The organism is Actinoplanes awajinensis subsp. mycoplanecinus, from assembly GCF_001509495.1.
Taxonomy (GTDB): Bacteria; Actinomycetota; Actinomycetes; order Mycobacteriales; family Micromonosporaceae; genus Actinoplanes; species Actinoplanes palleronii.
Map to the genome: position 1 here is coordinate 1 of NZ_LLZH01000059.1, position 12422 is coordinate 12422.

At 68.8% G+C, this 12422-nt stretch carries 15 protein-coding genes and 1 tRNA gene; 8 read left to right on the forward strand and 8 right to left on the reverse strand.

The window, feature by feature from the left end; genetic code table 11:
* The first annotated feature begins 1042 nt into the window (after positions 1-1042).
* On the forward strand, positions 1043-1789 hold the full coding sequence (locus ADL15_RS10245) for an LPXTG cell wall anchor domain-containing protein (protein ID WP_067687653.1): 747 nt from the start codon (positions 1043-1045) through the stop codon (positions 1787-1789).
* 80 nt (positions 1790-1869) lie between these two features.
* Here the strand turns inward: ADL15_RS10245 and ADL15_RS52825 are convergent, their stop codons facing one another.
* The 3 genes from ADL15_RS52825 to ADL15_RS10255 all read right to left on the reverse strand — a co-directional run bounded on the left by ADL15_RS52825 (position 1870) and on the right by ADL15_RS10255 (position 3006).
* The gene (locus ADL15_RS52825) at positions 1870-2094 is read right to left on the reverse strand and encodes a hypothetical protein (protein ID WP_157441283.1); all 225 of its coding nucleotides are present in this window, start codon (positions 2092-2094) and stop codon (positions 1870-1872) included.
* 230 nt (positions 2095-2324) lie between these two features.
* Positions 2325-2396: transfer RNA gene (locus ADL15_RS10250), tRNA-Lys, on the reverse strand.
* A gap of 70 nt (positions 2397-2466) precedes the next feature.
* Positions 2467-3006 carry an RNA polymerase sigma factor gene (locus ADL15_RS10255; RefSeq protein ID WP_394326926.1) on the reverse strand — a complete coding sequence of 180 codons (540 nt, stop codon included), beginning with the start codon at positions 3004-3006 and terminating at the stop codon, positions 2467-2469.
* 46 nt (positions 3007-3052) lie between these two features.
* On the opposite strand from ADL15_RS10255, the gene ADL15_RS10260 reads away from it, so the two are divergent.
* Positions 3053-4393 (forward strand): serine/threonine-protein kinase, encoded by a 1341-nt coding sequence (locus ADL15_RS10260; protein WP_198170697.1) that lies wholly within the window; start codon positions 3053-3055, stop codon positions 4391-4393.
* On the opposite strand, the gene ADL15_RS10265 is transcribed toward ADL15_RS10260, so the two are convergent.
* Entirely contained in the window at positions 4394-4966 is a 573-nt protein-coding gene (locus ADL15_RS10265; RefSeq protein WP_067687657.1) for a hypothetical protein, read from the reverse strand.
* A 247-nt stretch (positions 4967-5213) separates the two neighbouring features.
* Between ADL15_RS10265 and ADL15_RS10270 the strand changes: the two genes are divergently transcribed.
* From ADL15_RS10270 to ADL15_RS10280, 3 genes are all read left to right on the forward strand, one after another.
* Positions 5214-6434 carry a phytase gene (locus ADL15_RS10270; protein ID WP_067687658.1) on the forward strand — a complete coding sequence of 407 codons (1221 nt, stop codon included), beginning with the start codon at positions 5214-5216 and terminating at the stop codon, positions 6432-6434.
* 116 nt (positions 6435-6550) lie between these two features.
* Positions 6551-7078, forward strand: coding sequence for a flavoprotein (locus ADL15_RS10275; RefSeq protein ID WP_067687659.1), 528 nt, complete (start codon positions 6551-6553; stop codon positions 7076-7078).
* A gap of 177 nt (positions 7079-7255) precedes the next feature.
* A complete protein-coding gene (locus ADL15_RS10280; protein WP_067687661.1) occupies positions 7256-7702 on the forward strand; it encodes a hypothetical protein in 447 nt (148 codons plus the stop codon).
* On the opposite strand, the gene ADL15_RS10285 is transcribed toward ADL15_RS10280, so the two are convergent.
* Positions 7696-8493, reverse strand: coding sequence for a L,D-transpeptidase family protein (locus tag ADL15_RS10285; RefSeq protein WP_083971101.1), 798 nt, complete (start codon positions 8491-8493; stop codon positions 7696-7698). The two genes, ADL15_RS10280 and ADL15_RS10285, sit on opposite strands and share 7 nt — an antisense overlap.
* A 157-nt stretch (positions 8494-8650) precedes the next feature.
* On the opposite strand from ADL15_RS10285, the gene ADL15_RS10290 reads away from it, so the two are divergent.
* Positions 8651-9277 (forward strand): CGNR zinc finger domain-containing protein, encoded by a 627-nt coding sequence (locus tag ADL15_RS10290; protein ID WP_067687663.1) that lies wholly within the window; start codon positions 8651-8653, stop codon positions 9275-9277.
* 70 nt (positions 9278-9347) lie between these two features.
* Positions 9348-10130: a zf-HC2 domain-containing protein gene (locus ADL15_RS10295; RefSeq protein WP_067687665.1), complete on the forward strand. Its 783-nt coding sequence runs from the start codon at positions 9348-9350 to the stop codon at positions 10128-10130.
* 48 nt (positions 10131-10178) lie between these two features.
* On the opposite strand, the gene ADL15_RS10300 is transcribed toward ADL15_RS10295, so the two are convergent.
* The 3 genes from ADL15_RS10300 to ADL15_RS10310 all read right to left on the reverse strand — a co-directional run bounded on the left by ADL15_RS10300 (position 10179) and on the right by ADL15_RS10310 (position 11395).
* Positions 10179-10412, reverse strand: a complete 234-nt coding sequence (locus ADL15_RS10300; RefSeq protein WP_067687666.1) for a hypothetical protein — start codon at positions 10410-10412, stop codon at positions 10179-10181.
* Positions 10413-10475: 63 nt separating this feature from the next.
* Positions 10476-10934 carry a large conductance mechanosensitive channel protein MscL gene (mscL, locus tag ADL15_RS10305; RefSeq protein ID WP_067687885.1) on the reverse strand — a complete coding sequence of 153 codons (459 nt, stop codon included), beginning with the start codon at positions 10932-10934 and terminating at the stop codon, positions 10476-10478.
* Between the two features lie 107 nt (positions 10935-11041).
* Positions 11042-11395, reverse strand: a complete 354-nt coding sequence (locus tag ADL15_RS10310) for an STAS domain-containing protein (protein WP_067687668.1) — start codon at positions 11393-11395, stop codon at positions 11042-11044.
* Between the two features lie 169 nt (positions 11396-11564).
* On the opposite strand from ADL15_RS10310, the gene ADL15_RS10315 reads away from it, so the two are divergent.
* Positions 11565-12422 carry an STAS domain-containing protein gene (locus tag ADL15_RS10315; protein WP_067687670.1) on the forward strand — a complete coding sequence of 286 codons (858 nt, stop codon included), beginning with the start codon at positions 11565-11567 and terminating at the stop codon, positions 12420-12422.

Genomic DNA, 12422 nt, shown 5'->3' on the forward strand with positions numbered 1-12422 from the left:
GGTTCGGGCGGGGAGGGCCATTCGAAAACCGTCAGGCTTGATATTTCCGAATGGCCCTCCCCGCCCAAACCTTGCCACCTCGCGTTTGCGGCCGCGACACCCAGACCGCAAGCCGTCAGGGGCTGGGGCTGCGGCCACAGCTCCAGACCGCCTGCGGGCCGGGGACCCCATACCCGTTGTGGGCTGGGGTCTCTGCCGGGAGTTGCGGCAGGGGCGTCCTCCTGGGTTTCGGCGCCGACCACGACCAAGCGCAACCCCCGCTCCGGCACAGGACTGCGGCCGCGGGTTGCGGTAGACGGCTGCGGCCGCACGCTGCGGCACCGACCTCGGTTACGCGAGATCCGCTTTGGCGCGAGGCTGCGGGCGCGGGTTGCGGTATCGGCTGGCTTGCAGGGGTATCTCGAGCACTGCGAGACACCCCTGCAAGCCAGCCGGGTAATTGGGGCGGGGCAGGGGGTCTGGACCGTCAGGGTCGATGGTCTTTGCATTCCGGGAGACTGGGGCGTTGCGAACTAAGGACTTCCGTTCCTCGCGGCCGAGGCCTTTGTCGCCAGCCACCTGGCGTTGCCCGGGGCTTCCGTTTCGGCCGGCTGGGGATGGAGTTGCCGCGGACCTGGCGTGGCTGAGCTTTTCGTTCCTCGCGGCCGAGGCCCCTGTCACCGCACGTTTGGCGTGGCTGAGGCTTCCGAGGGATAAGGCTGGGCCTCGGGATGGAGCGGCCTCGTGGCAAAAGTTTTCTGTTGGCTGAGGGCGGAGCTCTGGCTCAAGCGGCTATCGGATCGGGGTCGCGGCCGAAGCCGCCAGGTAGGCAAGGTTTGGGCGGGGAGGGCCATTCGAAAATATCAAGCCTGACGGTTTTCGAATGGCCCTCCCCGCCCAAACCGGCCAACGCCACAGACCACGAAAAAGCCCAACCAAGCAGCCCGATTCCCGGCCGCGGCTGTAGACGGCCGTGAGATGTTCATCGATACTTTCTTGCTTCTCGGTTGGCCATCGGGCACTATCTCGACGGTTTGAGTTCGCAACGGGGAGGTAGTCGTACATGCGGTGGAAGGTTTCGGCTGGGGTTTTGGTGCCGCTGGCTTTTTTGATTCCGGCGGCGCCGGCAGTGGCTCAGGCCGAGTCGCCTGTGCTCAACGAGGTCTGTCAGACGGTTGAGCGCAAGGTGTTCAAGGACTTTCGCGAGCTTGTCGCCATTGATCTGGATACCGCTACCGATGTGCAGGTGCGGGTGTTGGCTGACCAGCTGTTGAGCGAGGCGAAGACTGAGGGGTTGCCGACCGTTTCTACTGCACTGCAGAAGGGGCTGGATGGGAGCGCGGATGAGTTGCGGGCGTTCCTCAAGGCCAACCTGCAGCGCGCCTGGACGGTGGACCTGCGGATCTCGGTGGGTCGGACTTTGACGGGTGCGGGTGCCAACGTGAACGCGGCGGCGCAGAAGGTGCTCGACGGTAGTGGCATCGACGTCTACCTGGCATACCTGAACGACGGGCTGTATGCCGCGCGGGCGCTTGACTGTGCGGCTCAGCCGTCGCCCTCTTCGCCCACGCCGTCTCCGTCGGTGTCGTCTGGGCCTACGTCGGCGCCTAGTGTCACGCCCAGCGCGACCAGCGCTGCTGCGATCCCCGGCTCTTCTGCCAGCTCGGGTACTTCTGGTGGCGACGGTGGCGGGCTGCCGGTGACCGGTGACGCCACCGGGACCGTGGCCGGCATCGGCGGTGCGCTGGTGCTCCTCGGCGGGGCAGGTTATCTGGTGGGGCGCCGTCGGCGCTCTCGGTTTGTGGCGTAGCTGAATTGATGCGCCCGGCTCGGGCTTCACCGAGTCGGGCGCTGCGTTTCTTCTGTGGCGACTTGGGCGGTGGTGCGGCGTCAGGGAGTTCGGCGAGGCGCTGGGTCGCCGGGGCTGGAGCCGTGGCGTCTGCTGCCTGAGTGCCAGGTCGTCTGGCCGTTGCCGCGGGCCACACAGAGCTCGCCTTGTTCGTCGTCGAGCCAATAGGACTCTCCGGCAGCGATGAAGGTGGGCTCGTCGAGCTGGAAGCAGCAGTCCACCCGGGTGGCGAGCAGCAGTCGCTCAGCGATCACCGGATCAGTCACCGTGCCTCCTCGAAGCTGCCGAGACGGAACCGGCCGTCGACGGAACGGCCGAGAGAGAACTGGCCGAGGCGGAGCCAGCCGCCAGCGGACCCGGCCGAGGCGGAGCCAGCCGCCAGCGGACCCGGCCGAGACGGAACCAGCCGCCGGCGGAGACGGCCGCCAGCGGAGACGGCTGCGGGTGGAGACAGACCAGGTCAGCGCCGGGGACCGGGGCTGACCTGGTGTAACAGTGGGCCGCCAGGGACTCGAACCCTGAACCTAAGGATTAAAAGTCCTCAGCTCTGCCATTGAGCTAGCAGCCCGCGCCTTGCAAGGGTACCGACCCCGTTCCGTTCCGCAATCATGTACCCGCCGACCCGGGGGCGCCTCCGATTAACCAGCGGTCAGATACTCCCGGACGTGAGCGCGGCCCTGGTGGATCCGGGATTTCACGGTGCCCTCCGGAATGCCCAGTTGTTCGGCGATCTCCCGGTAGTCGAGCTGGCAGATGTCGCGCAGCACAACCGGCCCGACCAGGTCGGCGTTGCGGTTCTCCAGGCGCTCCAGTGCGTCCAGCAGGTCGAGCCGGGAACCGGCGATCACACTCGTGGTCCGGGCGTCGGCGACGTCGATCGGGGGCTGTTCGTGTGCCTCCTCGACCGCGCGGCGCTTCAGCGACCGGTACGTCTGCCGCGAGCTGTTCGCGATGATCACGTGCAGCCAGGTGCTGAACTTGGACCGGCCCTCGAAGCCGCCGATGTTGCGGGCGACCTGCAGCAACACGTCCTGGCAGGCCTCTTCGGCGTCCTGGTAGCAGGGCAGGAACCGGGCACAGCGCCGCAGGATCGACGGCTGGATCTCGGCGAGCAGCGCTTCGAGAGCGGCCCGGTCGCCGGTCGACGCTCGCCGGGCGAGTTCCTCTTGATCTTGCACGTGCCTCATTGATCGCCCCCGTTGTCGTGACGCTCATAATACGAACGTGCCAATACTCACCAAGATCGGCCGCTACCGCGTCACCAGGCGTCTCGGCTCGGGAGCCTTTGCCACGGTGTGGCTCGCCGAGGACGACGTGCTGGAGTCCGAAGTGGCGATCAAGGTGCTGGCCGACAACTGGGCGCACCACCCGGATGTCCGCGCCCGGTTCGAGCAGGAGGCGCAGGTGCTGCGCCGGGTCGACTCCGAGCACCTGGTCCGGGTGCACGACTTCGGCGAGCTGCCGGACGGGCGGCCGTACCAGGTGATGACGTACGCCTCGGGTGGCACCCTGGACGAGCGACTGGCCGCCGGGCGGATGCCGCTGGACGTGGTGCTGCGGACGGCCACCGCGATCGCCGAGGGGGTGACCGTGCTGCACGACTCCGGGGTGCTGCACCGTGATCTCAAGCCGTCCAACGTCCTGTTCGACACGGTCCGTGGCCGGGAACGGATCCTGGTCGCCGACCTCGGGCTGGCCAAGGAGATCGCCCAGGCGTCCGGGTTCACCGTGGTGACCGGCACGCCCGGGTACATGGCGCCGGAGCAGCGCCTGCTCGGTGGTGGCCTGGACGTGCGCGCCGACGTGCACGCGCTCGGTGCGATGACCTATCAGATGCTGACCGGGCAGACGCCGTACGCCGATCGCGCCCGGCTGACCGCCCCGTCGAAGTTGCGCCCCGGCATCCCGAAGCGGATCGACAATGCGGTGCTCCGCGCGCTGGACCCGGACCGGGCCCGGCGCTGGCCGTCGGCGCAGGCGTTCGCCGCCGCCCTGGACCTGTCCGTGGAGCGCCGGCTGCTTCGCTGGACGGCCCGGATCACCGGCGCGGTGATAGCCCTGGCCGCCCTGGCCGCGGCCGGTGGGGCGACCGTGCCGTACGGATCTCCGCCGGGTTGGGTCCGGGTCCGCGACGACGCCCACGCGCTCTCCGTCGCGGTGCCGGCGTCGTGGGCCCGCCAGCTCCGGGACCAGGGCTGGAATCCGGCCTCGATCGGCCTGCCCGCCGGCTTGTCGCCCGGCCTGCAGGTGGGCGCGGATCTGGCCAGCCCGGCCGGCACCTCCCCGGCGGTGCTCGCCGGGGTCAGTCCGTCGATCCGGGAGCCGGGCAGCGCCACGCTGCCCTCGCACGACGACTGTGTCCAGCAGCCGGACCGGCCGGTCTCGGTCAACGGCCTCAGCGGTCAGGTGCGCCGCTGGACCGCCTGCGCCGGCACTGGCACCTCGTACAGTGAAATTCTTTTGATCGGTGACCGCGGCGCCTATCTGCAGATTCGGCAGAACGATCCGGTCGACCGCACCGACGACGTCCTGCGCACCTTGCGGGTCACTCGTCCCGGCAGCTGATCAGTCGGAGCAGCTGTCGCGACGGAACTCCAGCGAGAGGTAGTCGACCTTGCCGGCCTCGATCTCGATCTGGTAGACCGCGTTGTCCGATCCCGGTACCTGCGCGAAGCCCTTGCCGGTGTCCCCGCCGTCCACCGGGTTCTCCCAGTCCGGGTAGGCCTTGCGCACCGCCTTGAACGTGCTCCCGAGCTTGATGCCGGCCGGGGTGGTCAGACCGGGGTAGGCGGTGATCGACATCAGGCCCTTGGAGCCCTCGAAGATCACCGGCGAGTGCGTCTCGTCGGTCTTGACGTAGTAGACGGTGGAGCACCCGGTGGTGTCGGGCTCCGGGTCCTTGACGAGGAGGCCGGTCTTCACCGCGGCGGCCTGCGACATCCCGAGCTTCAGATCACCGACACCGTACGGGCCGAGGTGCAGCGTGGTCGCCGGCTTGCCGGTCTTGCTGGTCTGCGGTGAGGCCGACGTGACCGCCGCCGACGGACTCGGCGAAGCGGACGGGGAGCTGGAGGGAGTACCGGCAGTCGCGGAAGTGCCAGGGGTGATCCCGCCGACCGGCTCCGCGGCCCCGTTCACGTGTTCGGGCTTGCTCGAGCACCCGGTGATCAGAGACAGACCGGCTACCGTCGCCGCCAGAACCGCAATTGTGCGTCGCATCGCTGTGTTCCCCGTTTTCTCAAAGCTCACTGTGTTGCTGTCATTAGGTGCGATGCGGGGTTTCCGGCTCTAGTTCGGGCATTCTTGTAACGGCTGGATAACGGCTAGATGGCGTGTTCAGTCTCAGGTCACCCGCTGGACAGCTCGATCGGGAATCCTGCTGATCATGCAACGTACTTCCGGAATCGCCGCGCTCGTGGCACTGACCACCCTGGCCGCCGGTGCACCGGCTTTCGCCTCGGAACGGCCGGCCCGCGAGATCACCGCGAAGGTCGAGACCCCGGCCCTGTACGACGACGAGGCCGGTGGTGACGCCGACGCCGACGATCCCGCGATCTGGGTCGACCAGGCGAACAAGGCGCGCAGCCTGGTGATCGGCACCGCCAAGAACGGCGGTCTGCGCGTGTACGACCTCAAGGGCCGCGAGGTGCAGTCGATCGCGACGCCGGACGGTGGACGTTTCAACAACGTCGACATCATCTCCGGTTTCAAGCTCGGCAAGCAGCAGGTGGACCTGGCCGTCGTCACCGACCGTGGCCTGGACAAGCTCCGCATCTACCGGATCAGCCCGGCCGGCCTGACCGACATCACGTCGGCCGACGCCCCGCTGCTCTTCTCGAAGGACCAGGCGGAGGTCGAGGAGCAGGCCACCGGTTACGGCCTGGCCACCTATGACCGGTACGCCGTGGTCAGCCGCCGGCACAGCACCCGGCTGGGGATCTTCCGCCTCGAGGAGAAGCACGGCAAGGTCACCTACCGCACCTCGGACACCCTGGATCTGCCGAGCTCGTTCCGCCTGCCGAACGGCGACACCTGGTCGCCGTGCGCGGATCCGGGCGAGGGCCCGCAGGTCGAGGGCATGGTCATCGACGCCGAGGCGGGCGTGCTCTACGCCGCGCAGGAGGACGTCGCCCTCTGGCGGATCAACCTGCGCGCCGGCACGTTCAGCAGCATCCCGCGCATCGTCGAGAAGGTGAAGGAGTACGGCACCCCCGGAACCTGGGACGCCACCTCCGAGGAGTGCGTCCTGGACACCGCGAACGACCCGGGCTTCGGTGGCCGGATCACCGCCGACGTCGAGGGCGCCTCCCTCTACGAGACCGGCAAGCGTGACGGCTACCTGATCGTTTCCAGCCAGGGGGACAGTCGCTTCTACGTCTACGACCGTCGTACCAACCGCCCGGTCACCCTCTTCACCGTCACCGACGGACCGGCCGTCGACGGCGTCCAGCACTCCGACGGCGCCGCCGCGACCTCGGTGGCCCTCCCCGGCTACCCCAAGGGCCTCCTGGTCCTCCACGACGGCGAGAACACCCCGGCCGACGGCCGCACCAGCACCAACTTCAAGTTCATCGACTGGCGCAACCTCCACCTGGCCACCATCTGAAACGCCGGCCACCATCTGAAACGCCGGCCACCATCTGAAACGCCGGCCACCATCTGAAACGCCGGCCCGGGCCCCCGGCCAGGTCGGGGGTCGCGGGCATGGTGTTGTCTCGCGGGATGACCGTTGAGAGCAGAGTTCTCTACATCATCGTCTGTGCGGCCGGGCCCGCCGGTGAGGTCGGTACGCTCGTCGACCTCGCCCAGGCGGCCGGCTGGCAGGTGCAGATCGTTGCCACCCCGTCGGCGCTGGCGTTCATCGACGTGGCCGCGCTGGAGGAACGGACCGGGCGGGTGGTGCGCAGCCGGTACCGTGACCCCAGCGAGCCGCGGAGCCGCCGGGCGGACGCCATCATCGTCGCGCCGGCCACCTTCAACACCATCAACAAGTTCGCGCAGGGCACTGCTGACACGTACGCGCTCGGGCTCCTCGCCGAAGCGCCCGGGCTCGGCATTCCGGTGGTCGTCCTGCCGTTCGTGAACAGTGCGCTCGCGGCGCGGGTGCCGTTCGCCCGCAGTGTCGAGCAGTTGCGGGCCGAGGGGGTTCGGGTCATTTTCGGGCCGGGGGAGTTCGAGCCGCACGAGCCGGGCGCCGCCGGAGAGCGCCTCGGGGTCTATCCCTGGCATCTGGCGTTGGAACGGATCTGAGTTCGCCGGGCACCCGGTTGGGGTAACCGGGTTGTTCCGAATGAGGCCGCCGCGCCGGAAGAACCACTCTCCTGGGTGGGTATTCGCTGGTCAGCGCGCTGTGATCGTGCCAAGGTCAGTGCTGGTGTGTCGGGACGGGACAAATTCCGTCCGGTATGCCCTGAATAGGAGTGTGTTTTGACGGTGTGGGATGACGATCAGCTGTCGGCCGGGTTCCGGTCGATGATGCTGCTGGCTGCGCTGGTCGAGCGGGGTGGGCGGCCCGCCGCCGTGTCGCCGACCGTGCGGCTGCGGTCGGGGGAGAACCAGTACGGATGGTTCCCGGCCGACGTGGCCGGCGACGGTCGCCGGGTGGTGGTGGTCACCGACCAGCGGATCATTCTGGGTGACCGGGAGTGGTCATTGCAGTCGCTGGGCCGGGTGGAGGCCGAGCCGGCCGACTGGGCGATCCGGTTGTGGATGTGGGGCCGGTCGGAGCCGCTGGTGCTGAGCGGGCCGTGGGTGCCGTGGATGGGCGTGGTGCTCTGCGCCGAGCTGTACGGTGCGGCGCTGCCGCCCGAGGAGAAGGTTCTGGTCCCCGGGCCGCGGCAGCCGCTGCGGTCGGCGCAACGATCCCGTCAGTAGACCCAGACCTTGGTCTTCAGCGGCAGCGCGTCGTTCTTCCACAGCCAGTTCATCGCGGAGATCGACACTCGGGCGCAGCCATGTGAGGCCGCGTAGGGCGGGACGCTGGTCGCGCCGTGCACCGCGATCCCGCCGTTGAAGTACTTCGGGCGCCACAACAGGCCCAGCGGGGCGTGCCGCCAGCCGTCGATCTGCCGGCTGACCCGGAATTTTCCGCTCGGGGTGTCGGCCAGGAAGGTCTCGCCCTCCTGCTCGTAGTACTCGTTCGAGCCGGTCGACGTGTTGAAGATCTGAGTGATCTCGCCGTTGTCGACGAGCATCAGCAGCTGCCGCTTCAGGTCGATCTCGACGGCGCGCCCGCTCGTCGACTTCGCCTTCGGCCGCACGCCCTTGTCCAGGATCTTGCGGGTCTTCGGGCCGACCACGCCGTCCCGGCCGGTGCCGGCGGCCTTCTGCAGCGCGTACACCGCCTGCTGGGTGGCGCCGCCGAACTTGCCGTCCGCCGTGCCGTTCCAATAGCCCAGCTCGGTCAGCCGGTTCTGCAGGGCGAGCACGTCGGCGCCCTTGGCACCGACCTTCAGCTTCCGGATCGGGGCCGGGGTCGGCGGGGACGTCGAGGTCGCTGGTGGGACGCCGGTCGAGGTGGGCGCGGACGGTCCGGCCGAGACGCTGGGCGCGGCCGTTGGCGATTTCGGTACGGCGGTGGGCGCGTCCGGGGTGCCAGAGTCGCAGCCGGCGGCCACCGTCAGCGCCGCCACCACGGCGACCGTGATCGCCAGAACTCTTCGCACGGGGCCTCCCAAGCCGGTTCAGCCGAGTCGAGCCGCATCATTCTAGATACCTATTTACAACCGTTCACCCACCGACATTCGATCGTCCACCGCTCGGGTGGGTGACCGGGTGCCCCGTGGGCGCAAGGTGTGAAAAAGAGTCAAGTAGTCTTTGACTATGTCGTGGAAGGCGAGCGCCCGGCACGGTGTGCGAGAGGCGCCCGGAGGCTTCGCCCTCGTCCAGGAATTGCTGAACACCCGTGCTGCGATGTCGTACGGCCCGGACCTGCTCGGCGTCGTCGAAGACGCCCAGTGGTGGGTGACCGACGCGCTGACCACTTGGTCCCGGGCGTCCGGTCTGCCTGCCCCGACGCTGCTGCTCGCGGCGAGTGACCTGCGCTCGCTGCGCCGGCTGCGGTCCGCGTTCGAGCAGGTCGTGCTGGCCGGGTCGAACCAGGAGCCACCCGGCTCGCTGCCACCCGCCGACGTGCCGGTCAGCCTGGCACCGGACGCGGCCGGCTGGGTACGGGTGGTGCCGACCGGCCGGGGCATCCGGTGGCTGGCCTCCGCGCTGTGGGCCGAGGCGCTGCTGGCCCAGCAGGCCGGGGCCTGGCCGCGGCTCAAGCTCTGCCACAACGCGATCTGCCGGGCCGCGTTCTTCGACACCTCGCGGAACAACAGCGGGGTCTGGCACGACGTCAGCACCTGCGGCAACACCGCGAACCTGCGAGCGTTCCGGGAACGGCGCCGGCTGCTCGGCCACAGCGAGGAGATCGAGGTCGGCCCGGGGCCGGAATACCACTGACCCGCTCCCGGGGGCTGATCCGCCGAGATCGGGTGGGAACCATCGGCCGGTTCCGCGCGACTATGGAGTCATGGCGTGTGAACGGTGGCGCGAGATGCTGTCGGCGCAGTTGGACGGTGAGGACGATCCGGTCCTGCGGCCGCTGGTCGACGAACACCTGGCCGGCTGCGCGGGGTGCCGGGAGTGGCTGGACCAGGCCGCGGCGGTGAACCGGCTGACACGTACCGGAATGGTGCCGGACGTGCCGGATCTCAGTGCGGCCATCCTGGCCGCGTTGCCGGCGCAGGCACCGGCACCCTGGTGGCGGCGCCTGCCGGTGGCGGCGATCCTGTACGTCGCGCTCGCCCTGGTCGGCGCGGTGCAGATCATCCTGGGGCTGGCGCAGATCGGTGGCGCGTCCGCGGCCGGGCACGTGCACCTGGGGCCGTCCACCGCGCCCGGGCACCTGTGGAACGAGTCGGCCGCGTGGAATGCCGCGGTCGGCGCGGGTTACCTCTTCCTCGCGCTGCGGCGGACCCGGCCGGTCGGGCTGCTGCCGATGCTGACCGCGTTCGTCGGGATGCTGCTGCTGCTGTCGTTCAACGATCTCACCGGCGGGCGGGTGGACGTCACCAGGCTCGTCGGCCACGGCTTCGTGATCGTCGGATATCTGCTGGTGGTGGCGTTGTCCCGGGGCGTCGGCGGGCCGGTGCGGCCGCCCGGGTCACGGGTCGGCGCCGGGTGGCGTTTCGACGGGGCGGCAGTGCCGGAGGAGGCGCCGGCCCCGTGGCTGCCGGGGCTGCGGCTGGTCCCGCCGACCGGTCCGCTCACCGCTCAGCACGAGCCCGGCGAGGAGAAGCACCGGGCGGCCTGACCGCTCGGCACGAGCCCGGCGGGGAGAAGCACCGGGCGGCCTGACCGCTCAGCGGGTGGGCGGGCGGACGGACAGCTCACGCCAGTCGTCCGGCCCGTTCAGCAGGGCGCGGACCATGTCGATCGCGGCGTCCTCGCTGTCGTACTCGAAGAAGTGCGAGGAGCCGTCGGTGCCGCCGGCGCGCTGCTCGACATACCACTGATCACCGCTGGTGCGCAGGTAGACATCCTTGCGGGCCAGGCGGCCCCATTTGCCGTTCCACCAGTGCTTACGCTGCTCCATCCCGGCACTGTATCGAACATGTGTTCGAACAGCGCCGGGAGGGCTGATCTTTTTCGCGGTATGTCAGCGCGGGGGCTCCTGGCGGCGCTGGAGGACCTCGTCCACCGCGCTGCCGTACACCTGGCCCTGCGCCGGGGTGCCGGCCTGTGCCATCAGGGCGTCGCGGATCTCGGTGAGCAGGCGGACCTCGTCGCTCGGCGCCTTCGACTCCGGCTCCTGGCCGCGCTTGCGGCGCTCAGCCAGCTTGTTCAGCGGGTAGACGACCAGGAAGTAGAGCACTGCGGCGGTCAACAGGAAGGTGATGACCGCGTTGATGAAGCTGGCGTAGTCGAAGGGCACACCACGGACCTTGAAAGTGCCGGCCGAGACGCCGCTGCCACCGGTGATCAGCTGGATCAGCGGCTTCAGGAAGCCGCTGGTCAGAGTCGTCACGACGGTGGTGAACGCGGCACCGATGACCACACCGACGGCCAGGTCGATGACGTTGCCGCGCATGATGAAGTCTTTGAAGCCTTGGAACATCTTGCCCACGAGCACTCCCTGAAACCGAAGGTCCAATTCGGCAACGGGTGCCCGATGCCGGTCGGCGACAAACTACGCCGACCGGTCCATCCAGCGAACGTCAGGCGTCAGTCGAGCGCGGGTTCTTCGGCGCTGACCGCTTCGTCGACCGTCGGGTACGTGTGCAGCACCTCGACCAGGCCGCTCACCTCGAGGATGCGCAGCACGCCCCGCTGCGGGGCAGCCAGCCGGACCGTGCCGCCGGCGTCGTCGGTGCTGTTCTTCGCCCGGACAAAAACGGACAGCCCCGTGGAGTCACAGAACGACACCTCGGCCAGGTCGAAGACGAGCCGGCTCCGGCCCTTCTCCAACAGGTCGCTGATCTGGTCCTGCAGTTGGGGGGCGGTGGCCATATCAAGTTCGCCGGCTACCGACACGACGACCATGTCGCCACGCTGTTCGGTCTGTACCGTCAAGGACATTCGGGGATACCTCCAGTTATTGCTGAACGGTACTCCAAGTACCGAGGGGACGCGCGCTGTAGGACGAAGGGCTTGACCTCGTCCGTTTGTTGGTCTACAGCAATTAACGGACATGCTGATGGTAAAGTCCGCCCGTTGCGGACAGATCGTGTGGTTGGGGGAGGCAGCGGTGGCGCTGAGTCCGGATGAGTCGGGTCGCTTTTCGGACCTGCTCAAAGAGCACGCCGACGGGCTGGTCGCCCGATGGGCGGAGCTGGTCGGCGCCGGTTTGCAGGGGCGGATGAGTCGGCCGGAGCTGGAGCGGCAGACCCGAGACCTGCAGAAGGGGTTCCAGCAGGCGCTTGCTTCTGGTGCCCGAGATCTGAAAGACGAGGAGGCCGCCGAGCTGCGGGCTCAGCTGAGCGAGCTGTCGAGCCATCGTGCCCGGCAGGGGTTCTCGGCCAACGAGACGGCGATCAGCGTCTTCGCGCTGAAGGACGCCGTCCTCGACGTGCTCGGTGAGACCGACGACATCAACACCCTGCGTGCCTTCGTCTCCTTCTCCGCGTTCATCGACCGGGCCGCGCTGTTCACCTTCGACAGCTATGTCCGGGTCCGCGAGTCCCTGATCGCCGACCAGACCGAGCAGCTGCTCGAGCTCTCCACCCCGGTGGTCAAGCTCTGGGACGGCGTGGTGGCCGTTCCGCTGGTCGGCACGCTCGACTCGGCTCGCGCCCAGGTGGTGATGGAGCGGCTGCTGCAGACCCTGGTCGACACCGGCTCGCCGTACGCGATCATCGACATCACCGGCGTGCCGGCGGTGGACACCCAGGTGGCCCAGCACATCCTGAAGACCGTGGTGGCCGCCCGCCTGATGGGCGCCGACTGCATCATCTCCGGGATCCGGCCGCAGATCGCCCAGACGATCGTGGCGCTCGGCATCGAGTTCGGCGACATCGCGACGAAGGCCTCGCTGGCCGACGCGCTGCGCTACGTTCTCGGCCAGAAGAGCTACAAGGTGGTCGCGGCCAAGCGGACGGAGCGCTGA

Coding starts and splice junctions, on each gene's coding strand:
- ADL15_RS10310 (WP_067687668.1), bottom strand. CDS start 11,395: ATGTCCTTGACGGTACAGACCGAACAGCGTGGCGACATGGTCGTCGTG.
- ADL15_RS10275 (WP_067687659.1), top strand. CDS start 6,551: ATGACCGTTGAGAGCAGAGTTCTCTACATCATCGTCTGTGCGGCCGGG.
- mscL (WP_067687885.1), bottom strand. CDS start 10,934: ATGTTCCAAGGCTTCAAAGACTTCATCATGCGCGGCAACGTCATCGAC.
- ADL15_RS10245 (WP_067687653.1), top strand. CDS start 1,043: ATGCGGTGGAAGGTTTCGGCTGGGGTTTTGGTGCCGCTGGCTTTTTTG.
- ADL15_RS10295 (WP_067687665.1), top strand. CDS start 9,348: ATGGCGTGTGAACGGTGGCGCGAGATGCTGTCGGCGCAGTTGGACGGT.
- ADL15_RS10270 (WP_067687658.1), top strand. CDS start 5,214: ATGCAACGTACTTCCGGAATCGCCGCGCTCGTGGCACTGACCACCCTG.
- ADL15_RS10290 (WP_067687663.1), top strand. CDS start 8,651: ATGTCGTGGAAGGCGAGCGCCCGGCACGGTGTGCGAGAGGCGCCCGGA.
- ADL15_RS10300 (WP_067687666.1), bottom strand. CDS start 10,412: ATGGAGCAGCGTAAGCACTGGTGGAACGGCAAATGGGGCCGCCTGGCC.